We start from the raw sequence: 26,249 nt of genomic DNA, 5'->3' as shown, positions 1-26,249 counted from the left end.
GCTGGATGAACTAACCCGAACCCGGAACGACACGTGATGAAGCTCCTTTCGTTGTCGACCGCCGCCGCGCGCCGTGTGCGGCTGGCTTTCTTCTGCGCCGCGCTTGGCCTGCTCGTGGCGGGTTGCGCCAGCACGCCCGAGGGCGCGCCGGTGCACGGCAAGGACCCGCTGCTGAGCTTCCTGGCCAGCAAGGACGGCCGCAAGATCGTCATTGCCGGTGAGAAGTACCACTACGTGTTCGGCGGCGACCCGGCCGTGGCATCGATGCTGCGCTGGGACAGCCGCGCCAAGATCACGCCGGCCCTGCTCGGCGAACTCAAGGTGGCGCGCGACCAGAGCCTCGAGGGCCAGTACATGCTGCTGGCTTTCGACGCCGACCTGACACCCGAGGAGCAGGCCTTCCTGGTCCAGACCGGCTTCGGCAAGGCCGAGGTGAAGTACGGCGACCGCACCGGCACGGCGCTGCGCTACTTCGGCACCGTCACCGGCACCCGCTATGCGGCCAAGCCGCTGCGCGCGGCCGAGATGGTCGACTTCTCGCGCTCGCACGACCTGCGCTATGTCGAGCAGGAGACCGCCAGCGGTCCCGCCACGGCGCCCGCGCCGGCCCCGCTGTCCTACAGCGCCGACGGCGCACCGCTGGTCGAAGGCGTGCCCGTGGCCGTGGTGCAGGGCGGCACCGACTACACCTGCCGCGCGCGCATCGTCGATTTCTGCGTTTTCCGGTAGGCGCTGCAGGGCGCGCTGACCGGGCCGCGACAGCGGGCGGGCCCGGCCTTTGCTATCGTTGCAGGCTGCTTTTTTGCGCTGAATTCCTCTTCCCGATGACCCCCGAACCCGCTCTTGCCGCCCGCCTCGTCGCCGACCTTGTCTCCCTCATGCAGCTCGAACCGTTGGGCGACGACCGCTTCCGGGCGCAGAGCGAGGACATCGGCACGCCCGCCGTCTTCGGCGGCCAGGTGCTCGGCCAGTCGCTGAGGGCCGCGAGCCTCACGGTGGGCGCCGATCGCCCGGTGCATTCGATGCACGCCTACTTCCTGCTGCCCGGCGAGCACGCACCCATCGAGTACAGCGTGGACCGCGTGCGCGACGGCCGCAGCTTCACCACGCGCCACGTGGTGGCGCGCCAGCAGGACCGCATCATCTTCGAGATGTCGGCCTCGTTCCAGACCGTGGACGAAGGTGTCGAGCACCAGTTCGCCATGCCCGGGGTCGACGGCCCCGAGGGACTGACCAGCGAGCTCGACCAGCGCATCGCGCTCGGCGACCGCCTGCCCGAGCCCTGGCGTTCCAAGGCCATCCAGCCGCACGGCATCGAGTACCGCCGCGTCGACCCCGAAGACCTGATGCGACCCGAGGTGCGCCCCATCGAGAACCAGAGCGCGATCTGGATGCGCGCCATCGCGCCGCTGCCCGACGACCTGACGGTGCACCGTGCGCTGCTGGCCTACGCCTCCGACCACGGCCTGCTGCGCGCCGCGATGCTGCCGCACGGCCTGAGCTTCATGAGCGGCCAGGTGCGCCCCGCGAGCCTGGACCACGCGATGTGGTTCCACCGCGACTTCCGCTTCGACGACTGGCTGCTCTACGTGGTCGACTCGCCCAGCGCGGGCGGCGCGCGCGGCCTGTGCCGCGGCAGCATCTACACGCGCGACGGCCGCCTCGTGGCCTCGACGGCGCAAGAGGGCATGCTGCGCATCCGCAAGCCGGGCACGGCGCGCACGCCGATCACGGGCTGACCGCCCTGCTTTATTCAAAACCCACCCGCTCGCTCCGGCCATGAAGATCTTCTTCTCTCCCGCATCCCCCTTCGTGCGCAAGTGCATGGTCGTGGCCCACGAACTGGGCGTGGCCGACCGCATCGAGAAGCTGCCCAGCGCGGCCGGCCCGGTGAAGCGCGACGCCCGCATCCTCCCGAACAACCCGCTGGGCCAGGTGCCGACCTTCCTCACCGACGACGGCCAGGTGCTGTTCGACAGCCGCGTGATCTGCGAGTACCTCGACACGATGCACGGCGGCCAGCTGTTCCCTGCCGCCGGTGCCGAGCGCTGGGCGCGGCTGACGGAGCTCTCGCTGGCCGACGGCATGACCGGCGCGGCGCTGCTCGCGCGCTACGAGACCATGCTGCGCCCCGAGGCGCTGCGCTGGAGCGACTGGACCGACGGCCAGCTCGACAAGGTGCGCACCGGCCTCGAATGGCTCGAGGCGGCGGCACCGTCGTTCGGCGCGCGCGTCGACATCGGCACCATCGCCTTCGGCTGCGCGCTGGGCTACATGGACTTCCGCTTTCCCTCGGTGGACTGGCGCGCCCAGGCGCCGAACAGCGCGAAGTGGTTCGCGGCGTTCAACCAGCGGCCGTCGATGCAGGCCACGGTGCCGGTGGCCTGAACCACGACATCCAGCGCACCGGCGCATCGAGGGGTAGGCTACGGGGTTTCATCCGAAGGAAGGAACCTCGCATGTCTGAACAGAAAGTCGCCATCGTCACGGCAGGTGGCAGCGGCATGGGCGCCGCCGCGGCCCGCAAGCTCGCGGACGACGGCTTTCGCGTCGCCATCCTGTCCTCGTCGGGCAAGGGCGAGGCGCTGGCAAAGGAACTTGGCGGCATCGGCGTCACGGGCTCCAACCAGTCGAACGACGATATCCAACGTCTCGTGGACCAGGTCATCTCTCAATGGGGCCGTATCGACGTGCTCGTGAACAGCGCCGGCCACGGCCCGCGCGCGCCGATCCTGGAGATCAGCGACGACGACTGGCACCGCGGCATGGACGTCTACTTCCTGAGCGCCGTGCGCCCCGCGCGCCTCGTGGCGCCGCACATGGTGAAGCAGGGCGGCGGCGCGATCATCAACATCTCGACCTTCGCGGCCTTCGAGCCCGACCCGGTGTTCCCGACTTCGGGCGTGTTCCGCGCCGGGCTCGCGGCCTTCACCAAGCTCTTCGCCGACCAGTACGCCAAGCACAACGTGCGCATGAACAACGTGCTGCCCGGCTTCATCGACAGCTTGCCCGAGAAAGAAGTGTTCCGCGAACGCATCCCGATGGGCCGCTACGGCCGCAGCGCCGAGATCGCCGCGACCATCGGCTTTCTCGCCTCCGAAGGCGCGGGCTACATCACGGGGCAGAATCTGCGCGTGGACGGCGGCATCACGCGCTCGGTCTGAACCTGCCGCTCCCTACAATCGGCGCCCATGTGTTCCCGGATGCCCCGCTTCCCCATCCGCCGCCGGCAGTCGGGCTGCTCGCGGCCGACGCCTCCCTGACGCGGACGGCGTGAAGCGCGGCGGCTGTGGTCGGCCGTCGCCATCCGCACGGGGGTCGCACGCCGGCCTCCTTCTTCTCTTTCCTGTTCCGCATCGCGGCGCCCTTGCGGCGCCCGCGGACCGTTGCCGCTTTCCATGTCTTCTTCCCACAGTCGCCTGCGCACCGAGTGGTGCCCGAGCATTCCCCGCGAGCTGATGGCCGGCGCCGTCGCCACCTTCGCGCTCATTCCCGAAGTCATCGCCTTTTCTTTCGTGGCCGGCGTGGACCCGGCGGTCGGCCTCTTCGCATCGTTCGTCATCGGCCTCGTGATTGCCTTCACCGGTGGCCGGCCGGCGATGGTGTCGGCCGCGGCCGGCTCGGTCGCGCTGGTGGCCGCGCCGCTGGTGCATGCGCACGGCCTGCCGTACCTGCTGGCCGCGGGCGTGCTCGCGGGCGCGATGCAGATCGTGTTCGGCCTGCTGCGGCTCGGGGTGTTGATGCGCTTCGTGTCTTCGTCGGTGCGCACCGGCTTCGTCAACGCGCTGGCCATCCTGATCTTCGCGGCGCAGATGCCGCACTTCATCGGCGCCAACGCCGCGACCTGGGCCATGGTCGGGCTCGGGCTGGCCGTGATCTACCTGCTGCCGCGCCTGACGACGGCGGTGCCGTCGCCGCTGGTGTGCATCGTGGTGGTGACACTGGCCGGCCAGTGGCTCGGCCTGCCGCTGAAGACCGTGGCCGACCTCGGTCAGCTGCCCGACGCCCTGCCGGCGTTCGCGCTGCCGTCGGTGCCGCTCACGCTAGAGACGCTGCGCATCATCGCGCTGCCGGCCTTCGCGATCGCGATGGTGGGCCTGCTCGAATCGATGATGACCGCGAGCGTGGTGGACGACCTCACCGACACGCCCAGCTCGAAGAACCGCGAGTGCAGCGGGCTGGGCATCGCCAACGTCGCGGCCAGCTGCTTCGGCGGCATCGCGGGCTGCGGAATGATCGGCCAGACGGTAAGCAACGTGCGCTACGGCGGGCGCGGCCGGCTGTCGACACTGTTCGCCGGCGCCTTCCTGCTGATCCTCATGGTGCTGCTCAAGCCCTGGGTGTCGCAGGTGCCGGTGGCGGCATTGGTTGCGATCATGGTGATGGTGTCGGCCTCGACTTTCGACTGGGGCTCGCTGCGCACGCTGGTGCGGCATCCGCGCATGTCGAGCGCCGTGATGCTCGCGACCGTGGCGGTCACCGTCGCCACCGACAACCTCGCCGCGGGCGTGGCCACCGGCGTGATGCTCAGCGGCGTGTTCTTCACCTTCAAGGTGGCGCGGCTGCTGCAGGTGCATGCCGAGGTGGGCGAGGGTGACGCGCGCGTGTACCGCGTGACGGGCCAGGTGTTCTTCGCCTCGGCCGACATGCTGGTCGACGCCTTCGACGTGCGCGAGATCGACGGCGCACCGGTGCGCATCAACGTGGCGCAGGCGCATTTCTGGGACGTCACCGCCGTGGCCGCGCTGACCAAGGCGGTCGAGCGGCTGCGCAAGCACGGCAGCGTGGTGGAGGTGGTCGGTCTCAACCAGGCGAGCCGCGACCTCATCCTGCGGCTCGACGCCGCGCCCGAGTAGTGCGGGGTGTAGTGCTTGGGTCCTAGGTAGTTGTCCCGTGCGCCCGGCGATGTCCCGGGCCTAGTCTTTGCGCTCGTCGGCTGCCCGACGCAGCGGAAAGGCGTGCATGACAATTCCTGCTTCGGTGCAGAGGCACATGGACCGCACCATTGCGTCCTACGAAGCCTCCGCCCGCGACTACAACGCGATCGTGGCGGGCCACCGGCCGCCCGAGATCGAAGATGCGTTGCGCCGGATGATGCAGTGCGTGCCCGCCGGCGGCACCGTGCTGGAGATCGGTTCCGGGACGGGGCAGGACGCCGATCTCGTCGAATCCCTGGGCGGGGTCGTGAGGCGCACCGATGCGGTCCAGGCGTTTCTCGACCTGCAGGCCGAGCGCGGCAAGGAAGGTGAGTTGCTCAACGTCGTCACGGATGCGCTGGGCGGCCCTTACAGCGCGATCCTGGCGATGTGCGTGCTGATCCATGTCGACCGCGCGCAGATCGCGCCGGTGCTGTGCAAGGTGTTCGACGCACTCACGCCCGGCGGGGTCTTCCTCGCGGCCATGCGCATCGGCGAAGGCGAGACCCAGGGCGACTACCAGACCGTGTATTGGGCGAAAGACAGCTTCGCCGAAGCGCTGGCGACGGCGGGCCTTCAGATGCAGTGGGACAGCCAGTGGATCGGCCGCGACCGCGTGACGTGGGCCAACTTCCTGGCGTGCCGTCCGCGGCAGCGAACGCAGCCGACTCAGACGCCCAGGTAGCGCGCCCACAGCGAGCGGTCGGCGTCGAGCGCGGCCGAGTCGCCCTGCCACACCACGCGCCCGCGTTCGAGGATCACGTGGCGGTCGGCCAGCGGCAGCAGGCGCTGCACGTACTTGTCGACCACGAGGATCGCTTCGCCCTCGGACTTCAGCGTGGCGATGCAATGCCAGATCTCCTCGCGGATCACCGGCGCGAGGCCTTCGGTGGCTTCGTCGAGGATCAGCAGGCGCGGGTGCGTCGACAGCGCCCGCGCAATGGCCAGCATCTGCTGCTCGCCGCCCGAGAGCTGGTTGCCCGCGTTGGCCTTGCGTTCCGACAGCCGCGGAAAGAGCTTGTAGAGCGCTTCCACGGTCCAGCGCGGCGCGCTGCCGGGGCGGGGCCGCGCGAAGGCGCGCAGGTGCTCGTCCACGCTGAGGTTGGGGAACACATGGCGTCCCTCGGGCACGATGGCCATGCCGCGCCGCGCGATGGCGTCGGGCCGGTGGCCGCCGATGGCCGTGCCGCAGAACTGCACGCCGCCGCGCATCGGCGCGATCGTGCCGGTCAGCACCTTCAGCAGCGTGCTCTTGCCCATGCCGTTGCGGCCCAGCAGCGCCATGACCTCGCCGGGGCCCACGCGCAGGTCGATGCCGAACAGCACCTGGCTGGCGCCGTAGCCGGCTTCGATGGATGTGGCTTCGAGCAGCGCGGTCGAAGTGGTCGTGGTGCTCATGCGTGTCCTTCCGCTTCGGTGCCGAGGTACACGGCTTGCACATCGGGGTGGCCCCGCACTTCGTCGGCCGTGCCGCTCATCAGCACCTTGCCCTGCACCAGCACCGTGAGCCGGTTGGCCAGGCGGAACACGGCGTCCATGTCGTGCTCGATCAGCAGGATGGCCATCGACTCGCGCAGCGATTCGATGAGGTCGACCATGCGCGCCGATTCGTCGGGGCCCATGCCTGCCATCGGCTCGTCGAGCAGCAGCAGCTTGGGCTCGGCGGCCAGCGCCAGCGCCACGTCGAGCGCGCGCTGCGCGCCGTGCGGCAGCGTGCCCGCGATGCGGTGGCGCTCGCTGCCCAGGCCCACGCGGTCGGCCAGCGCGACGGCGCGGTCGACCAGGTCGCGTTCGTTCGTGCGCGGCGCCAGGAAGCGCAGGCTGCTGCCCGCATGGGCCTGCGCCGCGAGCATCAGGTTGTCGTGCACCGTTTCCTTCGCGAACACGCGCGTCACCTGGAAGCAACGCGACATGCCGGCGGCCACGCGCTGGTGGTCCTTGTAGGCGGTGATGTCCTGCTCGTCGAGCAGCAGCCGGCCCGCATCGGCCTGCAGCAGGCCGGTGATGAGGTTCACCAGCGTGGTCTTGCCCGCGCCGTTGGGCCCGATGAGCGCATGCACTTCACCGCGCTCCACTGTGAGGTTCACATGGTCGGTCGCCAGCAGGCCGCCGAAGCGCTTGACCAACCCTTCGATTCTGAAAAGGCTCATGGCTTGGCGCTCCCTGCGGCAGTCGCCGCGGAGGCCGCTGCTGCTGCGACCGTTCTGCGTTTCGTCGACAACGCGGCAAGGCCGCGCGGGGCCCAGAGAGCAACGGCGATCAGCAACAGGCCCAGCGGCATGTGCCAGTGCTCGGTGTGCTGCTTCAACACTTCTTCGAGCACCAGCCAGACGATCGCGCCCACCGGCCCGCCCCAGCTGCGGCCGAGGCCGCCGATGACGACCATCACCACCAGCGTGGCCGACTGCGTCCAGTGCATGGTCGCCGGGCTCACGAAGCCGTTGCCGCCGGCCAGCAGCGCCCCGGCCAGCCCGGCGATCGCGCCGGCGACGGTGAAGGCCACGAGCTGCAGCCGGAACACCGGATAGCCCAGCGCGCGCATGCGCGTCTCGTTGTCGCGGATGCCCATGAGCGCATGGCCGAAGCGCGCTTGCGTGGCGCGGTGCAGCCACCACAGCGCGAGCGCCACCACCACGAGCACCACCCAGTAGAAGGTCGATTCGTTGCCGAGGTCCAGGCCCGGCAGCAGCGTGGGACGCGACATCAGCGTGTAGCCGTCGTCGCCGCCGTACTTGCGCAGCGACACGACGACGAAGTACAGCATCTGCGCGAAGGCCAGCGTGGTCATGATGAAGTACACGCCGCGCGTGCGCAGCGCCACCGTGCCGATCAGCGCGGCGACCACGCCGGCCACCAGCGCGGCCAGGGGCCACATCACCCAGGCCGACATCACGCCCGCGTCGCTGAGCGCGACCACGGTGTAGGCGCCCATGCCGATGAAGCCTGCGTGCCCGAGCGCCACCATGCCGCCGAAGCCGAGGATGAAGTTCAGGCTCGCGGCGGCCAGCGCGACGATGAGCACGCGCCGCACGAAGCCGATGTAGAACTCGAGCCCGAACAGCGGCGCGACCAGCGGAAAGGCCGCGAGCGCCACGAGAAGCAGCCCGAGGCCGAAGGTGCGTGACGAGGGTTTCATGCGCGGGCCGAGAAGAGGCCCGAGGGCCGGAAGATCAGAACGATGACCATGAGCGCGTACATCGCGACCTCGGCGAACAGCGGTCCCAGGTCGGCCGCGGTGGCGGGCGGCAGCGTGGCGCGCAGCAGCATCGGCACGAAGGCGCGGCCGATGGTGTCGACCACGCCGACCAGCAGCGCGGCCACGAAGGCGCCGCGCACCGAGCCGATGCCGCCGATCACCAGCACCACGAGCGCCGGGATCAGGATGGCTTCGCCCATGCCCACCTGCACCGCGACGATCGGGCCCATGAGCGCACCCGCGAGGGCGGCCAGCGCCGCGCCGAGCAGGAACACGCCGTTGAAGATGCGGCCCACGCGCACGCCCATCAGCTCGGCCATCGGCCGGTCGGACGCGCCCGCGCGCACCCGCATGCCGATGCGCGTGTGGTTCACCAGCACGTACAGCGCCAGCGCCATCAGCAGGCCGCCCGCGAGCACCACCAGCCGGTACGAGGGATAGGGCAGGCCGTCCATCAGCTCGACCGGCCCCGAGAGCGCGGCCGGTGTCGGTGCCATCACGGGCGAGGGGCCCCAGATCATCTTGACGATGTCGTCGGCCACCAGGATCACGCCGAAGGTGGCGAGCACCTGCGCCAGGTGGTCGCGCTTGTAGAGGCGGCGCATCAGCAGCACCTCGATCAGCAGCGCCACCACCACGGTGACGAGCACCGCGACCACGATGGCGGCGGCGAACGAGCCGGTGCGCGTGTGCGCCTCGGCCGCCACGTAGGCGCCGGCCATGAACAGCGAACCATGCGCGAGGTTCAGCACATCCATGATGCCGAACACCAGCGTGAGGCCCGCCGCCAGAAGAAAGAGCATCAGGCCGTAGCCGATGCCGTTGAGCAATTGCTCGAGGACAAGAATTCCGCTCATGAAAAGACGCGGGAAATCACTTCATCGCGCACTTGCTGGCGTAGCTGTCGCCGTAATTCGTCAGCACGGTGTTGATCAGCTTGTTCGTCACCTTGCCTTGCGCGTCCTTGCCGATCACGCGCAGGTAGAAGTTCTCGATGGGGAAGTGGTTGTTCGCGTACTTGAAGGTGCCGCGCGTCGAGGCGTAGTTGGCTTTCTTCAGTGCGGCGACCACGGCTTCGCGGTTCTGCGCGTTGCCGCCCGCCTGCTTCACGGCGGCGTCCATTGCGAGGATCGCGTCGTAGGCCTGCGCGGCGTACACCGACGGGTAGCGGCCGTTGTACTCCTTGCGGAACGCAGCCACGAAGGCCTTGTTGGCGGCGTTGTCCAGGTCGTGCGCCCAGTGCGAGGTGTTGAACAGGCCGAGCATGGGTTCGCCCACGGCGCCGATCACGTCCTCGTCGGCCGAGAAGCCGCTGGTGACGAGCGTGATGTCCTTCGACAGGCCTGCGCCCACGAACTGCTTGATGAAGTTGATGCCCATCGCGCCGGGCAGGAAGAAGTAGATCGAGTCGGGCTTGGCCGCGCGCAGCTGCGCGAGTTCGGCGGCGTAGTCGATCTGGCCCAGCTTGGTGTACAGCTCGTCGGCCACCTGGCCCTTGAACTGGCGCTTGAAGCCGCCCAGTGCATCCTTGCCGGCCGGGTAGTTGGGGGCGATCAGCACGATCTTCTTGAACGCGCGGTCCTGCGCGAACTTGCCGGCGGCCTCGTGGAACTGGTCGTTCTGGTAGGCGGTGCCGAAGAAATAGGGGCTGCACTGCGCGCCCGCGAACTGGCTCGGGCCGGCGTTGGCCGAGAGGTAGGGCACCTTGGCGTTGAACAGCGTCGGGCCGACGGCCAGCGCCACATTGGAGCCGATGGGGCCGCTGAAGATGTCGATCTTGTCGCGCTGGATCATGCGGTCGACCAGCTGTTTGGCCTGGTCGGGGCTGCCGGCCATGTCGGCCTGCACGAATTCCACGTCCTGCCCGCCGAGCTTGCCGCCCAGCTGCTTGATGCCGAGCGCGAAACCGTCACGCGCCTCGGCGCCCAGTGCCGCGAAAGGCCCCGAAATGTCGAGGGCCAGCCCGACCTTGACCGGTGCGGCCGTGGCACCGAGGGCGGCGCCGCACAGCAGCAGCGAGAGCAGGGTGCGCGGCAGCGCGGGCGATTTCAGGAACGAGGGACGCATCGGGTTCTCCGGCTAGGGAAGGGTTGAAGCAACTGAACTGTTGATAGTTAAATACTTTAGCCATAAACAATTTGGTGTCAACGGTACTAGCACGAATGGTGCCAATCGCGCCCCTCATGGCGCTCAGCCAAAGGGACTTGCTGTTGCAAACCACAGGCCGATGCCGGTCGCGATGATGAAGGCCCCGTCGGTCACGCCCGCGACCAGGAAGAACTTGGTCTGCAGCGTGTCGACCAGCTCGGGTTGGCGCGTCGCGCCTTCGAGGAACTTCTGGCCGACCAGCGCGATGCCGAGGCACGAACCCAGTGCGGCGATGCCGATCAGCAGGGCAACGGCGAGCGGGAGGATGTTGAAGCCGGTCATGGTTTTTTCTCCTGGTGGTTGATGAATCGATGCACCCACTGTTCCAGAACGGGTGCGTGCGATCCATGACGCGAGAGGTCATGTTTCAGAAGCGTCCAGACGAAAAAAAACCGGCCGTCGAAACGGCCGGCTTTCAGCGCCCCGCGACCGGGGACGAGGGGGTTACGGCATCTGCGTCCAGCTCTGGTTGGTGCCCCCGTTGCAGGTCCAGGTGATGAGCGCGGTGTCCTGCGTCGTCGAGCTGTTCGGCACGTCCAGGCACGAACCCGAGGCGCGGTTCTTGAGGGCGCTGCCCATCTGGCTCCACTGCGTGGTGTCGCCGGCCGAGCAGGCGACCTGCACCACCGCCGCGTTCGTCGTCGCGGTGCCGTTCTGCGCCAGGCACAGGCCGCTGTGCTCGGCCTTGAACTGCAGGTAGCCGCCGGGCAGGCTGGTCACGGTGAACTTCTCGTTGTTCGCATTGCCGCAGGGCCACTGCACCGCCAGCGCGCCGCTCGCGGTCGACACGCCCTTGATGTTCACGCACATCGTCGGGTTGAGGTTCGAGCGGATGCGGGTGATGGTGGGCGTCGGGTCGTTGTCGAGCGAGCGCACGTACTCGCGGATCGCCACCACGTCGGCCGCCGGCAGGCTGCTGGCGTTGCCGTGGCCGCCGGCGAGCACGTCCTGCAGCGTGGCCGCCTGGCCGTTGTGGAAGAAGGCCGCGGTGTTCCAGGTGCCCAGCAGCGTCGGGGTATCGAAGCCCACGCCCGCCAGCGGCTGGTTGATGCCCTTGCCCGACGAGAGCTGGATGGTGCCCACGTCGTGCCGCTGCCCGTCGCGGAAGGTCGCGCCGGTGTGGCAGCTCACGCACTGCGCCGAGGTGAACAGCGCCTGGCCCCGCGCCGCGTCGACGCTGAGGCTGCCGTCGGCGGCGCGCGCCGGGCTGCGCATGTACTTGTTCAACGACGTCAGGTAGGCCGCGAGGTCGTCGAGCTGCGCGCTCTTGCCGGCCTTGGGCGCGCCCAGCGGGTCGGAGGTGGCCGCGAAGTCCGCGTTCGTCAGGAAGCCGGTGCCGCCGAACTCGTTGCGGATGTCGTTCTCGAAGTCCTGCAGCTCGTTGAAGTTGGCCGTCCAGTGCACGTTGCCGTGGCCCATGCCGCGCCGTCCCATGAGGCTGATGGTGCGGCGCAGGCCTTCGCCGCGCTGGGTGAAGTCCCACACCATGCCGTCGTCGCCGGCGTCCGCGTGGCAGCTCGCGCAGGAGATGTAGTTGTCCTTGCTCATGCGACGGTCGGACGCGTTGTAGAACACCTGCTTGCCGCGCAGCGCGGCCGGCGACATGGGCTCCTGCGCCACCGTCATGACGTTCTGCAGGAAGGTCGGGGCCGCCGACTCGGACGTCAGCACCTGCGCCACGTCGTGCACCGACACCGAGCGCGCCAGGAAGTTGTTGACGAACAGGCGCTTGCGCGTCGCGTCCAGGTACAGGCCGTGCGGCGCGCTGCTGGCGTTGATTTCGCCGCGCACCGTGCGGCTGTACGGATCGACGATGGCCACGCGGTTGCCTTCCATCTGCGCCACGAAGATGTAGTCGCCGGCCGGCGTGAACAGCGCGGCGCGCGCCGGTGCGCGGTCGTCGAAGTCGATCTGCTCGGAGAACACCTCGGCGCCCGTCTGCAGGTTGACCTGCGACAGGATGGAGCGGATGGTCTGGTCGTGCACCAGGTTGTTGCCGTCCCTGAACTTGCCGCGCACGATGTTGTCCTTCTTCGAAGGCAGCACCGCCCGCGTGCCGTCCGGCGAGATCACCACCTGGCTCAGGTAGTTGGCCACGCCGCGCGCGCGGCTCTCGGTGTCCACCGTGGTGGTGTCCACCGGCAGCGCGATGGTCGTCATGGCGCTCATGCTTTGCAGGTTCACCTTGTGCAGCTGGCCGCCCGTCATCTTCGACTTGAAGCGCGTGACGTAGGCCACCTGCGAGTCGGCGTTGACGGCAATGCCGCGCAGGTTGCCGTCCAGCGCGACCGCGCCGGTGGTGGCGCCGCTGCTGGGGTCGAAGCTCATCAGCACCGATTTGCTCTCCAGCGTCAGCAGGCCCTTCGTGCCGTTGGGCGTGAAGGCCACGCCGTACGGGCCGCTGCCGTACGCCAGCGGCACGGTGGCCGAGACGGCACCGTCGGCCGCGTTGAGCGCCACCAGCTTGTCCTCGCCCTGCACCGTGACCCAGATGCGTCCGTCGGGGCCCACGGCCAGCGTCTTGGGCTCGTCGCCCACGCGCGTCTCCCAGCGCTTGGCCAGGGTCTGTGCATCGATAGCGGCGACCGTGCCGCTGTCGGGGTTCACCGAGTACACCGAGTTGGCGTCGCCCGCGATGTTGGTGGTGTGCGTCGGCGCCTGCGCCGTGACCGGCACGATCACGGTGAGGTTGTAGGTGTAGAAAGTCTCGCGGCCGCTGGCGTCCTTCACCGTCAGCGTCACGGTGTAGTGGCCGGGGCTGCTGTAGGTGTAGGTGTAGTTGGCCTGGCTCGAGTAGGCCGTCTGCACGCCGTTGCCGAAGTTCCAGCGGAACTGCGCGCCCGCGCTGCCCAGCGTGGCGGGGTTGAACACCACCTGGCCGTTGACGATCTTCGGTCCGCCGCCGAGGCCGGGGTCGCCGATGACGGCCTGTCCGCGCAGCGTGTTCACCTCGGTGTCGGTGAGCACGCGGCCGTAGACGCGCACTTCCGCCAGCGAGCCCTTGAAGAGTGCGGTGTTGCCCTGGATCTGGCCCAGCAGGTTGAACTTGTTCGACAGGCCTTTGGTGCCGGTGGAGCCGGTCGACGTGGTCTTCACGCCGTCGACGTACACGGCCTGCGCGCCCGAGGCCGCGTCGCGCGTCAGCACCACGTGGTGCCAGTTGCCGTCGTTCACCGCCGCGGTGGAGGCGGTGCCGGCGTCGTTGGCCACCGACAGCTTGATGCGCCCGGCGGTGTCGAGCCAGCCCCAGAACACGTCGTCCGCGCCGCCCGACTGGTCGCGCCCGAAGATGCCGGGCGCGGTCCACGAATTGGCGCCGCCGGCCTGCGTGGTCTTCATGTAGAAGCTCAGCGATGCGGTGCCGCCGAGCACGGTGGCGACCGTGTCGTTCTTCAGCGGCACGCCCGCGGTGCGGTTGGCGAAGTTCAGGCCGATGCTCTCGAAGGCGTCCGAACCCGGGGTGCCGTTGTTGGCGCCGATCTGGTCGCCGAGGTTGCCCGCGAGCGGCCAGTAGTGCATCAGGTTGATGTCGGTCGCGTTGCCGGTGTTGAAGGTCGAGCGGTAGTCGGCGGCAATCGCGTTGCCCGCATAGTCCTTCACGCCGTTGGCCGGCAGGAACACTTCATAGCTGGTGCCCGGAGACAGCGGCACGTCGGGCGAGAAGTTGATGATGCCCAGCTGCACGCTGTAGGTGCCCGCCAGCGTGTTGCCGCCCACCGGGCGCACGATGAAGGTGTTGGAATTCACGCTCTCGGGGCGGATGTTGTCCGTCATGCCAATGCCGATGCGCGAGGTCAGCGCCTGCTGCTTCGCGCCGTTGGCGGGCGAGACCTGCTTCACTTCGGGCTTGGTGATGTCGGGGTCCACCGAATGCACGACGAAGCCGCTGCCCGAGCCGTGATCGTTGCCCACGAACACCAGGTTGCCGAACATCGCGACCTGGCCGTTGTCGGAGTGCGAGAAGTTCGGATCGGTCTCGCTGAGGATGCCGCCGCGGCCCACCTCGACGTGGTTCAGCGGGTTGCTCACATCGACCTTGTGGATGCGGGTCTGCGCGCCCTGGATGACGTAGTTGTCCTGCGTGGCGCAGTACAGCTGCTCGTCGATGACCAGCCGGTTGTCTTCCGCCACGAAGTGCGTGCGGTCGCTCAGGTCGTAGCTGTACATCTTGGCGCCGCTGTTGCGGGCGGAGACGTGCAGGTTGCGGCCGTCGAAGCAGGTGGCGTAATAGAACGGCGTGGTGCCGACGATGGCGTCGAGCACCTTGGGGTTGAGCGGGTCCGAGATGTCCAGGCTGGAGAAGCCGCCGTTGCTTTCCATCGCGGTCAGCACCATGGTGTTGCCCATGGTGAAGATCGGGCCGACGCGGAAGTTGCCCAGCTCGCCCGTGGGCACCGGGTTGGGCTTGCCGGCGCCGCGGTTGGCGACGACTGCGTTGGCCGGATCGCGCGCGTCGACGATGAACACGCCCCGGCCCGCCGAGGCCACGTACAGGTAGGGCGCCTGCCACCAGAGCTGCCAGGCCACGTTCTCGTAGTCGCCGGCGTTGACGCCGGGCAGCGCCAGCTTCTTCACCTGCTTGATGTCGTTGACGTCGGTGAAGTCCCAGAACTCCACGCCGTTGATGCTGGGCAGCACCACGTAGGTCTTGCCGGCGATCGTCGCGGTGCCGAAGGAGTGCGTCTCGCGGAACTCCTTGGTGCGCGCTTCAGGCTCGTAGATCTTCTTGACCAGCTTGATCTGGCGCGGGTTCGACACGTCGTACAGCAGGAAGCCGCCCGGGCCGAGGCCGCTGTCGGGTGCGAAGGAGGTGAGAAAGTAGCCGTTGACCATGATGCCGGCGTTCATGCCGTAGTCCTTGCGGCCCGGGTACGTAGCGGGCACCTCGCGCGACTCGTAGGCGCTGCTGTGCGCCGGATCGAGCGGGTGGTTGGGGCTGGTGATCATCGACACCGGCTTGAACAGTTCCGCCGAGGTGTAGGTGAGGTTGCCCAGGCCCGGCCCCTGCAGGGGCAGCGGATCGGCGACCGCCGCCGAGACCGCTGAAGCCATGTTGTTGAGGGTCGTCATCGGACTGACCCCCGTGATCGCCGCATGCGTCAGCAATGTGACGCACGGCACCATCAACGCCATCAGGAAATACCGGATCTTCATCGTCGCCTCCAGGTTGTTTGAAGTTCGCAGGAACCCTCTTGTCCTTCGGTTCACTCGATTCGCTCGGTCGCTCTGAATGCAAAGTGCGCGCGCAGGCGCACCCCCGGCGGGCAACGCGTGCGTTGCCCGCCGTACAGCTTCTTTCTCTCTTGCTCTCTCGGTCCTCCTCGCGGAGGCGTCAGTGCGGCGTGGTTACTTCACGCCACCCGATTCGTAGATGCTCCAGGCCGCTTCGGCGCTCGCATCGTTGTGGATCATGGCCATCAGCGCGCTCACCACCGCCGAGGGGTTGGCGTGCTGGTACACGTTGCGTCCGTACACCATGCCGACGGCGCCCTGGTCCATCAGCACGCGCGAGCGCGCGAACACCTGCTGCAGGTCTTCGCGTCCGCCGCCGCGCACGAGCACGGGGCAGCGCGCGGCCTGCACCACGCGGTGGAAGTCGGTGGGGTCGGTGGTGGGGTCGGCCTTGACGATGTCGGCGCCCATCTCGCGCGCCAAGCGCGTGAGCGTGACGATCTTCTCGGCGTCACCGTCCACCGAGTAGCGGCTGTTGGCGGTGGGCGCCTGCATCACCAGCGGCTCGATCATCAGCGGCATGCCGTAGCGGTCGCAGTCGGCGCGCACGCGCGCGATGTTCTGCACGCACTGGCGGAACAGGTCGGGCTCGTCGGGCAGCATGAAGAGGTTGACCACCACGCAGGCCGCATCCATCTGCACCGCGGGCAGCACCGGGTCGTCCTGGTTCTGCAGCAGCGCCCACATCACGCGGTGGCGGGTGGCGTTGTAGGGGTTGCCCATGTCCAGGCGCATCACCAGCGCGGGGCGCTCGCGGCCGGGGCGGTTCTGCAGCAGGTCGGACTGCCCGTAGTTCAGCTGGATCGCATCGGGCTTGGCGGCCACGAGTTTGTCGATCACGCCGGGCATGTCCTCCAGGCCGTCGAGGAAGGTGGGCTCGTTGCACACGCCGTGGTCGAGCGCGATGTCCAGGCAGCGGCCGTTGTGCAGCAGGCGGTTGAGCCGCGCGGTCTTGTCTTTCGACATGAAGGAAGAACTCCGTGTTGAGGAAGGATGGGAAGAAAGGCGGGCGCGCTCAGGCGAGCGCATCCAGGTGGCGCTTGGCCGCGGCATCGATCAGCTGCAGGGCTTCGCCGTCGAGCACGACCGAACCGGCGCCCGCGTTTTCAATGGCCTGCTGGCGCACGCGCGCGCCGCACAGCGCCACCGAGACGGTGCCGCGCGCGACGGTCCACGCGATCATCATCTGGCCGAAGGAGCAGCCCAGGTGCGTGCGCAGCGGCTCGAGCGCGTCGAAGAAGGCCTTGAGCTTGGCGCGGTTGGCTTCGCTGAAGCGCGGGTTGGTGGCGCGCTGGTCGTCGCCCTTGAATTCGCGCGCGGGATCGATCGGGCCGGCCAGCAGGCCCAGCGCCAGCGACGAGTAGCCCAGCACCGCCACGTTGTGCTCGCTGCACAGCGGCGCCAGCGCGGTCTCGATCTCGCGGTCGATCAGGCTGTAGCGCTCCTGCGCCGCATCGACCGGGCCGTGCTTCAGGTACTCGGAAAGGATCTCGGGCGTCACGTTGCTCACGCCGATGGCGCGGATCTTTCCCTGCTTCTTGAGCGCGAGCAGCGCGTCCATGGTCTCGGCCACGGGCGTGGTGTGGTCCTGCCAGTGCGTGATGTACAGGTCGATGTAGTCGGTCTGCAGGCGCTTCAGGCTCTCTTCGCATTCGTGGAAGATCGAGTCGCGCCCGAGGTAGCGGTACACCGGGTGGCCGTCTTCGTCGAAGAAGTGCGTGCCCTGCTGCGTGTGCCACACTAGGCCGCACTTGGTGGCGATCACGGCGTCCTGCCGGCGGCCCTTGAGCGCGGTGCCGACGATGCTCTCGGAGCGGCCCAGGCCGTAGGCCGGCGCGGTGTCGATCAGGTTCACGCCCGCATCGAGCGAGGCCTGGATGGCGATCACGGCGGCGGCGTTGTCACCGCCGCCCCACATCCATCCGCCCATGGCCCAGGTGCCCAGGCCGATGGCCGAGCATTCGATGCCCGAGGGGCCGAGGGTGGTCTTCTTCATTGGCTTTGCACTGCTCATCGCTTGGTCTTTCTCGTGTTCAGGATGTGGTCGATGGTCACGGCCGCCAGCAGGATCAGGCCCTTGATCACGTCCTGCCAGTAGGGCGAGACGTCCAGCAGGATCAGCGAGCTGGTCACCACCGACAGCAGCGCCAGGCCCAGCACCGCGCCGAGCACGGTGCCCGAGCCGCCCTTGAGGCTGGCCCCGCCGATCACGGCGGCCGCGATCACGTTGAGTTCCATGCCCATGCCGAAGGTGGGCGTGGCGGCGCCGAAGCGCGCCGTGTAGATCACGCCGGCCAGGCCCGCCGAAGCCGAGCACAGCACCGTGACCCAGAACTTCACGCGGCCCACGCGGATGCCGGCGTACAGCGCGGCCTTCTCGTTGCTGCCGGTGTAGAACACGCGGCGCAGCAGGGTGGAGCGGCGCAACACGAAGTCGCTCACGATCACGATCGCCAGGAAGATCAGGATCACGGCCGGCACGCCGAACAGCGTGCCCTGGCCGATGAACTTGAACTCGGCCGGCAACGAGAACAGCGACTGCGGCGTGCCCTGCGTGAGCGCCAGGCACAGGCCGCGCACGATCACCATGAAGGCCAGCGATGCGATGAAGTGGTTCAGCCCGATGCGCGTGACGCAGCCGCCGATCATCGCGCCGATGAGGCCGCACATGCCGATGGCCACCAGGCTCGCGAGCCATGGGTCCATGCCCATGAGGAAGAGCTTGCCGGTCACCACCATCGCGAAGCACACCACCGAGCCCACCGACAGGTCGATGCCGCCGACGATGAGCAGGATGGTCATGCCCACCACCACGATGCCCTCGATGGAAAACGACAGCAGCATCGCGCGCACGTTGTCCCAGGTGAGGAAGTAGGGCGATGCGAAGCTCATCGCCACGCACAGCGCCAGGATGATGATCACCAGCCCGGCTTCGCGCATGCTCGTGAGCTTGTTGGCCTGCTTCACGGGGTCGTCTCCTGTTCGGCGGGGTTGCAGGGAGCCGGCTGTGGCCGTGGCCGCAGCGCCTGCGTCGATTCTGGTCGGAAAGTTCATGCCATTGCCTCTTCGGGTTCGCAAAGTCCGGAGGCCAGCCGCAGCAGGGCTTCCTCCGTCATCTCGTCATGGGCCAGTTCGCCCGCCAGCCGCCCTTCGCGGATCACCAGTGCGCGGTCGCACAGGCCGATGATCTCGGGAAGTTCGGAAGAGATCACCACCACGCCCACGCCCTGGTCGGCCAGGTCGCGCAGGATGTGGTGGATCTCGGATTTCGCGCCCACGTCCACGCCGCGCGTGGGCTCGTCCATCAGCAGCACCGCCGGTTGCGTGGCCAGCAGCTTGGCGATCGCCACCTTCTGCTGGTTGCCGCCCGACAGGCTGGACACCTCGATCGCCACGCCGTCCGACTTCAGGTTGAGCTTGGCGCCCAGCTGCACCGCGAGCCGGTGCTCGGTGGCGCGCTGCAGCAGGCCCATGGCCGAGCTGACGCGGCGCAGTGCCATCGACGAGATGTTCTGCGCGATCGGCAGATCGAGGAACACGCCGGCCGCCTTGCGGTCTTCGCTGAGGTAGGCGATGCCCTCGCGCACCGCGTCGCTGTACTTGCGGATGGCCAGCGTCTTGCCGTTGAGCCGCACCTGGCCACGCCGCGCGGGGCGCAGGCCGCAGATGGTTTCGGCCAGCTCGCTGCGCCCGGCGCCCATGAGCCCGGCGATGCCGAGGATCTCGCCGCGCTTCAGCGTGAAGGAAATGCCGTGCACGCGATCGTCGTCGGCGATGCCGTCGACTTCGAGCACGGGGCCCGCGTTGGTGTCAGCGGCATTCGTGGATTGCTTGGGCGGGTAGTAGTTGCCCAGGTCGCGCCCGACCATGCGGCGCACCAGCTCGTCGGGCGTCAGCTCGGCCAGCGGGCCGCTGTGCACATTGCGCCCGTCGCGCAGCACGGTGGCGCGGTCGCAGTGCGTGAAGATCTCGGCCATGCGATGGCTGATGTAGATGATGCCGATGCCCTGTGCCTTCAGGTCGTGCAGCACCTTGAAGAGCGCGGCCGATTCGTTGTCGGTGAGGGCGGCGGTGGGCTCGTCGAGGATGAGCACCTTGCAGTCCAGCGTGAGCGCCTTGGCGATCTCCACCAGCTGCTGGTTCGAAATGCTGAGGTCGCGCACGAACGCGGCCGGGTCGATGTCCTGGCCCAGGCGCGCCAGCACCTTGGCGGCGCGCGTGTTCAGCGCGGAGAAGTTCATCCACGCCTGCTTGCCGGTGTTGATCTCCGGCATGAAGATGTTCTCGGCCACGGTGGCGTCGGCGCACAGCGCGATCTCCTGGTGCACCAGGCCGATGCCCAGGCGCATCGCGTGCGCGGGGCCGTCGATGACCACGGTGTCGCCGCGCAGCACGATGGTGCCTTCGTCGGGCTGGTGGATGCCGTCGATGATGTTCATCAACGTCGACTTCCCCGCGCCGTTCTCGCCGCACAGGGCGTGGATCTCGCCGGCCTGCAGCGAGAAGTCCACGCCCGAGAGCGCACGCGAAGCGCCGAAGCGCTTCGCGATGCCGCGCAGTTCAAGCAATGCGGCAGGGGTGCTCACTCGCCGATTCCCTTGGTGCCACGGCGGGCGAGGTACTTGTCCCAGTAGAAGTCGTCGGCGTTGGCCTTGCTCACCACGGCCAGGCCGTTGTCCAGGAAGGGCACGGCCATCGGGTTGGTGCCGTTGCGCTTGGCGTCGTTCATGGGGTCGATGAGGCCCGGGTTCTTCGCCAGGAACAGCATCATCATGCCCATGTAGCCCTGCATGCCCTGGTTCGGGTTGATGGCACCGAACACGTCGCCGGACTTGATCATGTCCAGGATCTTGGCGTTCACGTCGCAGCACATCACCTTGATGTTCTTCTTGGTCTCAACCTTGGCCTGCGCCGCGCCGAGCGCCGAATTGGCCTCGGGCATGAAGAGGGCGCCCAGGTTCGGGTTGGCCTGCGCCAGGCTCAGCACCGCCTGGTAGGCCTTGTTCGGGTCCTGGTTGCTGGCGGCGCGGCCGACCAGCTTCATGCCCGGGTGCTTGGTCTTCATGCGATTGACGAACGCGGCGATGCGGCGGTCGTGGTTGTCCTGGCCCGGGTTCTCGAGCACGGCGTACTCGCCCTTGCCGTTGAGCGACGCGGCGATGGCGTCGGCGGCCTGGTTGCCTTCGCGGTCGTTGTCGGAGGTGATGAACGAGGTGCGCTTCGAATTCGGCGAGTCGGCCGCGAAGGTCACGACCGGGATGCCCATCGCCGCAGCGCGGTTGATGGGTTCGATGAACGGATCGGGGTTCATCGGGTGCAGCAGGATGCCGGCGGGCTTGCGCGCCAGTTCCTGCTCGAACGATGCGAGCTGCTTGTTCACGTCGTACTCCGGCGTGCCGGTGTAGCGGGTGCGAACGCCCAGCGTGCGGCCGAGCTGCTTCATCATTTCGTAGACCGGGAACCAGTACTCGACGCCCGAGACCATCACGTTCATCACGTAGACGTCGCTGGCATTGCCGCGCAGGCCGGCACCGGCTGCGGGGGCTGCGGATTGCTGTTGCGCGAACGCGCTCGCACCGGCCAGACCGATCCCGGCAGCGGCTGCGGACTTCAGGAAATTACGCCTCATTCTTTGTCTCCTCACGTTGACTGGCAGAGCTTTCGGCCCGCCGTTTCATGGCGGACCTGTGGACCGTGGTGTCACGACAGTTGTTATGACAGGATAGAATGTAATGGCGGGCCGTTTCACTAGATAACTAGGGGAAACGCTACTGGTGACAGTCTTTTTTTCCGCCGAAGCTGTTATGACATGAAGACCAAAATACTGATCGGCATCGACATGGGCTCGAGCAGCCTGAAGTCGTTGGCCCTGGACGCGGGGAGCGGGCGCAGCCTGGCCGTGTCGCGCCTGCCCCTGCGGCATGCGCGGCTGCCCGGCGGCGGATGCGAGGTGGATGCGGCGGCGATCCGCGCCGGGCTGACCCAGGTGCTCGGCGATGTGGCACGCCAGCTCGGCCCGCGCGCGGCCGATGTGTGTGCCATCGGCTGCACCGGCCACGGCGCGGGCCTGTACGCCCTCGATGCACAGCACGAACTCGTGGGCGGCCGCGCCGTGGCCTCCACCGACCAGCGCGCCGATGCCCGCGCGCTCGCGCTGTCGGTGCGCCATGGCGACCGGCTGTTCGCGGACGTGGGCTGCCGCCCCTGGCCCGGCCAGCCCACGGTGATCGCGGCCGAACTGCTGGGCGCCGACGCCGTGCAGCGCGGCGAATTGCACCGCCTGCTGTTCGCCAAGGACTACCTCGGCTTCCTGCTGACCGGCGAGATCGCCACCGACGCGAGCGACGCCAGCACCGCCGGCCTGCTCACGCTGGCCACCGGCGACTGGTCGAGCTTCGCCTTCGAGGCGGCAGGCATCGCCGGCCTCGGCCCGCGCGCTTTCGGCCCGCTGGTGCCCAGCGGTCAGACCATGGGCCGGCTGCGCGCTGCAGAGGCGGCGCTGTGCGGCCTGCCCGCCGGCATTCCGGTGGCGATGGGGGCCATCGACCTGCTCGCCTCGATGACCGCCATCGGCGCCGAAGACCGCGGCCGCGCCGTGTCGGTGCTGGGCACGTGGTGCGTCAACGCCGTCATCGGCCCGGTGATCGAACCCCAGCCCGAGGTCGCCGCGCTCGTGAACTTCGGTCGCACGCGCGAGCGCCTGTACATGGAGAACAGCCCCTCGTCGATGGCCAACATCGCGTGGCTGGCCGGCGCGCTCGGGCTGCCCGATGCGCGCGCCGTGGTCGACCTGGCCATGGGCGTGCCGCTGGGCGCGAACGGGCTGCGCTTTCTGCCCTTCATCAACGGCGGGGGCGGCATCACGGCCGGCTTCGTCGGGCTGAAGAGCCACCACACACCGGCCGACATGGCGCGTGCCGTCGTCGATGCCGTGGCCGCGCTGCATGCGCGTCACACGGCGCGCCTCGCGTCGCAGGGCCTGCCCGTGTCGGCCTCCAGCGTGCTGGGCGGCGGTGCCAGCGACGCGCGCCTCGTGCGTCTGCTCGCGGCGCTGCTGGGCCACCCGGTCGAGCGCTGCGCCGACGACGAAACCGGCGCGCGCGGCGCCGCGCTTTATGCCGCGATGTCGCAGGACCTCGACGACGCCGGCCCCGCCAGCCCGCTGCGCGCGCCTTGCGAACTCATTGAGCCCGACGCGCGCGACGCGCGGGCCCATGCCGATTTCAACGCCGAATTCAACGAACTGATCGATCGCATGTCTCCAGTCTTCAACCATCTCGCGGGCGGTGCGTCATGAGCGCCTGGCAACTGCCTTTCGTCCGCCCGGCCTCTCTTGAGGGGCGTCATTTTTCGACGGTGATCGTCGGCGCCGGCATCAACGGCGTGGGCGTGTTCCGCGACCTCTCGCTGCAGCGCGTCGATTGCCTCATCGTCGACAAGGGCGACTTCGGTGCCGGTGCCAGCAGCGCGCCCTCGCGCATGATCCACGGCGGCTTGCGCTACCTGGAGAACGGCAGCTTCTCGCTGGTGGCCGAAGCCACGCGCGAGCGCAACCTGCTGCTGCGCAACGCGCCGCACCTGGTGCAGCCGCTGAAGACCGTGGTGCCGCTGTCGAGCTTCTTCGGTGGCTTGCTGAGCAGCGCGCTCAAGTTCTTCGGTCGCACGCCGCCGCAACGCACGCGCGGCCTGCTGGCCGTGGCCGCGGGCCTGCGCCTGTACGACCTGCTGGGCCGTCGCCAGCGCGTGATGCCGGGCCACCGCATCAGCCGCGTGCCCACCAACGACCGCCGCCTGTTCCGCGCCGCCATCCGCTGGACCGCCACTTTCTTCGACGCCTGGATCAGCCATCCCGAATGGCTGATCCTCGAACTCATCGGCGACGCCTGCCGCGACCAGCCGCGCTCAGCCGCGGCCAACTACTGCCGCGTGACGGGCTGCGCGGGCAACATCCTCACGCTGCGCGACGAGATCACCGGCGCGCTGGTGCGCGTCACGGCCGACACCGTGGTGAACGCCACCGGCGCCTGGCTGGACCGCAGCAATGCCGTGCTCGGCGGCGCCGGCCCGCGCGTGATGGGCACCAAGGGCTCGCACCTCGTGCTCGACCACCCGGCGCTGCGCGATGCGCTCGAAGGCCGCATGGCCTATTTCGAGGCGGTGGACGGGCGCGTGTGCATCGTCTATCCCTTCCTCGACCGCGTGCTGGTGGGCTCCACCGACATCCCGGTGGAAGACCCCGACCAGATCGTCACCGAGCCGGCCGAGATCGACTACCTGATCGACGTGCTGCGCGAGGTGTTCCCGAACATGGCCTTCGACCGCGACCATGTGATCTACACCTACGTCGGCGTGCGCCCGCTCGCGCGTTCCGATGCCGACAAGCCGGGGCAGATCTCGCGGGACCACTCGGTGGTGGTCGACCCGCCGAGCGCGACGCGCGACGTGCCCATCGTCGGCCTCGTCGGCGGCAAGTGGACCACCTTCCGTGCCTTGGCCGAGGAGGCCACCGACCACGTGCTGCGCCACCTGGGCCGCTCGCGCACTGCCTCGACCGAGTCGCTGCCCATCGGCGGCGGCGCCGAGCTGCCCGCCGACGCGGCCACCACCGAGCGCTTCGTCGACAAGATGACGGCGACCTCGGGTTTGGGCCGCGCGCGCGCGCTGGGTCTGCTGCGCCGCTACGGCTCGAAGGCGCTGCCGCTGGCGCAGCGCCTCGCGGCCTCGGGCGACACGCCACTGCAGCACGCGCCCGAGTACTCGGCGGCCGAACTCTCCTACCTGTGCATGGAGACCGGCGTGGTGCACCTGGACGACCTCGTGATCCGCCGCACGCTGCTGGCCATCCGCGGGCTGGTCACCGACGAGGCGCTCGCCGAGATCGCCGCCGTGGCCGCCGAAGCCCTCGGCTGGGATGCGGTCCGCGCCCACCAGGAACTCAGCGCCTGCGCCGCCGCGCTGCGCGAGCGCCACGGCGTGCGCCTGCAGCCGGTGGCGGCCAACGAGCCGTCGCCTTCCGCTTTCGATGCATCATTGATGGCCAGCCCCGTCCTCGGCCCGACCTAACGTGACCCTCACCACCCCCACCGCTACCGACACCGCGTCGACCTCGCTCGACCGCAACTCCGACGCGCCGCTGTGGGCGCAGTTCCGCGACGCCATCCGCCTGCAGATCCTGCAGGGCGTGCTGCCCATCGGCGCCAAGCTGCCGTCCGAGGCCGAGCTGGGCGATCAGTTCGGCATCTCGCGCATCGTGGTGCGCGAGGCGCTGGCCGACCTGGTGCGCAACAACCTCATCTACAAGATCAAGGGGCGCGGCGCCTTCGTGTCGGCGCGTGAGCGCGACGAAGACTTCGTCTCCACCGTGCTGGGCTTCTCCGACGAGATGGAACGCAAGGGCCGCTCGGTGCGCACGCAGATCCTCGTGCAGGAACTGCGCACCGCCACCGCGCAGGAAGCCGCCGCGCTCGGCCTGGCCGAAGACGCGCAGGTGGTCGGCCTCAAGCGCCTGCGCAGCGTCGATGGCGAGCTGCGCCTGCTGGTCGAAACGGCCGTGCCCGCCGACCTGGCGCCGGGCCTGCACCGCACGCGGCTGGACGACCGGTCGCTGTACGACGTGCTGCGCCGCCAGTACGGCGTGCGCTTGGTGCGCGCCGAACGCTGGATCGACGCCGTGCTGCCCGACGCCGAAACCTGCCGCCTGCTCGACCTGCCGCAGCCCGAGCCACTGCTGCGCATCGAGTCGATCGCCTACGGCGCCAACGGCCGGCCGCTGGAGCACTACCGCGCGCTGCACCGCTGCAAGACCAGTCGCCTGCACGTGCAGACGACGACCTGAGTTCAGGCCTTCGCGCTGCTGCTGCGTGAAGGCAGCAGCACCGAGGCGATGGCGACCATCATCAGCGCCACCGCCACCCAGTCCTGCCAGTGCACGACCTCGCCGAGCCACACGGCGCCGCTGAACACGCCGAGCACGGGGATGAACATTACGCTCAGGGTCGAAGCCACCGGCGGCAGGCCGCGCGCCAGGTAGAACCATGCCGCGTGCGCGAAGCCGAAGATCAGCACCGCGTTGTAGGCGATCGACCCCCAGGTCACGGCGCCCGGCGAGCGCCACTGGTCGCGCTCGAACAGGAACGACAGCACCGTCATCACCACGGCCGTCATGAGCGTCATCCAGAACGAGAGCGTGAGCGTCGGCAGGCCGATGCGCGTATGGCGCAGCAGCTGCGTGCCCAGCGCCCAGGTGGCGGCGGCCACGAGCGCGAGCGCCACGTAACCGGGGCGGCCCGCGAAGTCGGTGAGCTCGTGCCACAGCAGCAGTCCGACGCCGATGGCGCAGGCACCCACGCCGGTCCACGCGCGGCGCGTGAGCACGGCCGAGAACAGCATCGCGCCGATCACCGCCGAAAACACCGGCATCGTGTAGCCCAGGATCGCGGCGCGTCCGCCCGACAGCGCCTTCACCGCCAGGATGATGCAGGCGTGCCAGACGAACATGTTGGTCGCGCCCAGCCACACCAGCTCGGGCCAGGCCGCGCGCGGCACGCGGAACGGCACCTTCATCACCACCAGTGCCAGCGCCAGCACGGGCACGCCCAGCCAGATCGAGATCGCGCGAAAGGCCAGCGGCGGGTAGTCGGCCACGCCGAGCTTCATCACCGGCCAGTTGAAACCCCACGCGAGGGTCAGGAGCACGAGAAGAACGAACTGGCGCGGGGTGAAGGAAGGCATGGGCCGCGATTGTGGCGTGGCCCGGG

22 protein-coding genes are annotated in these 26,249 nt (G+C 68.8%); 9 read left to right on the top strand and 13 right to left on the bottom strand.

The features are described from left to right. Positions 1-36 precede the first annotated feature (36 nt). The 6 genes from D3H34_RS08605 to D3H34_RS08575 all read left to right on the top strand — a co-directional run bounded on the left by D3H34_RS08605 (position 37) and on the right by D3H34_RS08575 (position 5,601). Positions 37-729, top strand: coding sequence for a hypothetical protein (locus D3H34_RS08605; RefSeq protein WP_119553036.1), 693 nt, complete (start codon positions 37-39; stop codon positions 727-729). A gap of 95 nt (positions 730-824) precedes the next feature. After that, positions 825-1,739 carry an acyl-CoA thioesterase gene (locus tag D3H34_RS08600; protein WP_119553035.1) on the top strand — a complete coding sequence of 305 codons (915 nt, stop codon included), beginning with the start codon at positions 825-827 and terminating at the stop codon, positions 1,737-1,739. Positions 1,740-1,779: 40 nt separating this feature from the next. Beyond that, on the top strand, positions 1,780-2,388 hold the full coding sequence (locus tag D3H34_RS08595; RefSeq protein ID WP_119553034.1) for a glutathione S-transferase: 609 nt from the start codon (positions 1,780-1,782) through the stop codon (positions 2,386-2,388). Between the two features lie 71 nt (positions 2,389-2,459). After that, positions 2,460-3,164 carry an SDR family oxidoreductase gene (locus tag D3H34_RS08590; protein WP_119553033.1) on the top strand — a complete coding sequence of 235 codons (705 nt, stop codon included), beginning with the start codon at positions 2,460-2,462 and terminating at the stop codon, positions 3,162-3,164. A 234-nt stretch (positions 3,165-3,398) separates the two neighbouring features. Further along, positions 3,399-4,856 carry a SulP family inorganic anion transporter gene (locus tag D3H34_RS08580; RefSeq protein WP_119553031.1) on the top strand — a complete coding sequence of 486 codons (1,458 nt, stop codon included), beginning with the start codon at positions 3,399-3,401 and terminating at the stop codon, positions 4,854-4,856. A gap of 136 nt (positions 4,857-4,992) precedes the next feature. Continuing rightward, positions 4,993-5,601: a class I SAM-dependent methyltransferase gene (locus D3H34_RS08575; RefSeq protein WP_286185538.1), complete on the top strand. Its 609-nt coding sequence runs from the start codon at positions 4,993-4,995 to the stop codon at positions 5,599-5,601. Here D3H34_RS08575 and D3H34_RS08570 read toward each other — a convergent pair. From D3H34_RS08570 to D3H34_RS08515, 12 genes are all read right to left on the bottom strand, one after another. Next, positions 5,586-6,314, bottom strand: coding sequence for an ABC transporter ATP-binding protein (locus D3H34_RS08570; protein WP_119553029.1), 729 nt, complete (start codon positions 6,312-6,314; stop codon positions 5,586-5,588). The two genes, D3H34_RS08575 and D3H34_RS08570, sit on opposite strands and share 16 nt — an antisense overlap. Then, positions 6,311-7,066, bottom strand: a complete 756-nt coding sequence (locus tag D3H34_RS08565; RefSeq protein ID WP_119553028.1) for an ABC transporter ATP-binding protein — start codon at positions 7,064-7,066, stop codon at positions 6,311-6,313. Before D3H34_RS08565 ends, D3H34_RS08570 begins: the two co-directional genes overlap by 4 nt. Beyond that, positions 7,063-8,052 carry a branched-chain amino acid ABC transporter permease gene (locus D3H34_RS08560; RefSeq protein WP_119553027.1) on the bottom strand — a complete coding sequence of 330 codons (990 nt, stop codon included), beginning with the start codon at positions 8,050-8,052 and terminating at the stop codon, positions 7,063-7,065. Before D3H34_RS08560 ends, D3H34_RS08565 begins: the two co-directional genes overlap by 4 nt. Beyond that, positions 8,049-8,969: a branched-chain amino acid ABC transporter permease gene (locus tag D3H34_RS08555; protein ID WP_119553026.1), complete on the bottom strand. Its 921-nt coding sequence runs from the start codon at positions 8,967-8,969 to the stop codon at positions 8,049-8,051. The genes D3H34_RS08560 and D3H34_RS08555 overlap by 4 nt, the downstream gene beginning before the upstream one ends. 16 nt (positions 8,970-8,985) lie before the next feature. Next, on the bottom strand, positions 8,986-10,179 hold the full coding sequence (locus tag D3H34_RS08550) for an ABC transporter substrate-binding protein (RefSeq protein WP_119553025.1): 1,194 nt from the start codon (positions 10,177-10,179) through the stop codon (positions 8,986-8,988). A 123-nt stretch (positions 10,180-10,302) separates the two neighbouring features. Further along, the gene (atpE, locus tag D3H34_RS08545; protein WP_119553024.1) at positions 10,303-10,542 is read right to left on the bottom strand and encodes a F0F1 ATP synthase subunit C; all 240 of its coding nucleotides are present in this window, start codon (positions 10,540-10,542) and stop codon (positions 10,303-10,305) included. A gap of 162 nt (positions 10,543-10,704) precedes the next feature. Then, positions 10,705-15,414, bottom strand: coding sequence for an Ig-like domain-containing protein (locus tag D3H34_RS08540; protein WP_119553023.1), 4,710 nt, complete (start codon positions 15,412-15,414; stop codon positions 10,705-10,707). 192 nt (positions 15,415-15,606) lie between these two features. Then, positions 15,607-16,458 carry a class I fructose-bisphosphate aldolase gene (locus D3H34_RS08535; RefSeq protein WP_119553022.1) on the bottom strand — a complete coding sequence of 284 codons (852 nt, stop codon included), beginning with the start codon at positions 16,456-16,458 and terminating at the stop codon, positions 15,607-15,609. Between the two features lie 49 nt (positions 16,459-16,507). Further along, complete coding sequence (locus D3H34_RS08530; protein WP_119553021.1) at positions 16,508-17,488, bottom strand: aldo/keto reductase; 981 nt, start codon at positions 17,486-17,488, stop codon at positions 16,508-16,510. Positions 17,489-17,502: 14 nt separating this feature from the next. After that, the gene (locus D3H34_RS08525) at positions 17,503-18,546 is read right to left on the bottom strand and encodes an ABC transporter permease (protein ID WP_119553020.1); all 1,044 of its coding nucleotides are present in this window, start codon (positions 18,544-18,546) and stop codon (positions 17,503-17,505) included. Beyond that, positions 18,543-20,078 carry a sugar ABC transporter ATP-binding protein gene (locus tag D3H34_RS08520; protein ID WP_119553019.1) on the bottom strand — a complete coding sequence of 512 codons (1,536 nt, stop codon included), beginning with the start codon at positions 20,076-20,078 and terminating at the stop codon, positions 18,543-18,545. The genes D3H34_RS08525 and D3H34_RS08520 overlap by 4 nt, the downstream gene beginning before the upstream one ends. Continuing rightward, a complete protein-coding gene (locus D3H34_RS08515; protein ID WP_119553018.1) occupies positions 20,075-21,121 on the bottom strand; it encodes a substrate-binding domain-containing protein in 1,047 nt (348 codons plus the stop codon). The genes D3H34_RS08520 and D3H34_RS08515 overlap by 4 nt, the downstream gene beginning before the upstream one ends. 180 nt (positions 21,122-21,301) lie before the next feature. Between D3H34_RS08515 and D3H34_RS08510 the strand changes: the two genes are divergently transcribed. From D3H34_RS08510 to D3H34_RS08500, 3 genes are read left to right on the top strand one after another with little or no spacing between them, the layout of a single operon-like run. Further along, positions 21,302-22,789, top strand: coding sequence for an FGGY family carbohydrate kinase (locus D3H34_RS08510; RefSeq protein ID WP_119553017.1), 1,488 nt, complete (start codon positions 21,302-21,304; stop codon positions 22,787-22,789). After that, a complete protein-coding gene (locus D3H34_RS08505; protein WP_119553016.1) occupies positions 22,786-24,555 on the top strand; it encodes a glycerol-3-phosphate dehydrogenase/oxidase in 1,770 nt (589 codons plus the stop codon). The genes D3H34_RS08510 and D3H34_RS08505 overlap by 4 nt, the downstream gene beginning before the upstream one ends. Position 24,556: 1 nt before the next feature. Continuing rightward, positions 24,557-25,327 (top strand): GntR family transcriptional regulator, encoded by a 771-nt coding sequence (locus tag D3H34_RS08500; protein WP_119553015.1) that lies wholly within the window; start codon positions 24,557-24,559, stop codon positions 25,325-25,327. A 2-nt stretch (positions 25,328-25,329) separates the two neighbouring features. On the opposite strand, the gene D3H34_RS08495 is transcribed toward D3H34_RS08500, so the two are convergent. After that, positions 25,330-26,223, bottom strand: a complete 894-nt coding sequence (locus tag D3H34_RS08495; RefSeq protein WP_119553014.1) for a DMT family transporter — start codon at positions 26,221-26,223, stop codon at positions 25,330-25,332. Positions 26,224-26,249: the final 26 nt, after the last annotated feature.

This window comes from Acidovorax cavernicola, from assembly GCF_003581445.1.
The sequence above is the reverse complement of the archived record's forward strand: the minus strand, read 5'-3'. Positions and strand labels throughout refer to the sequence as shown.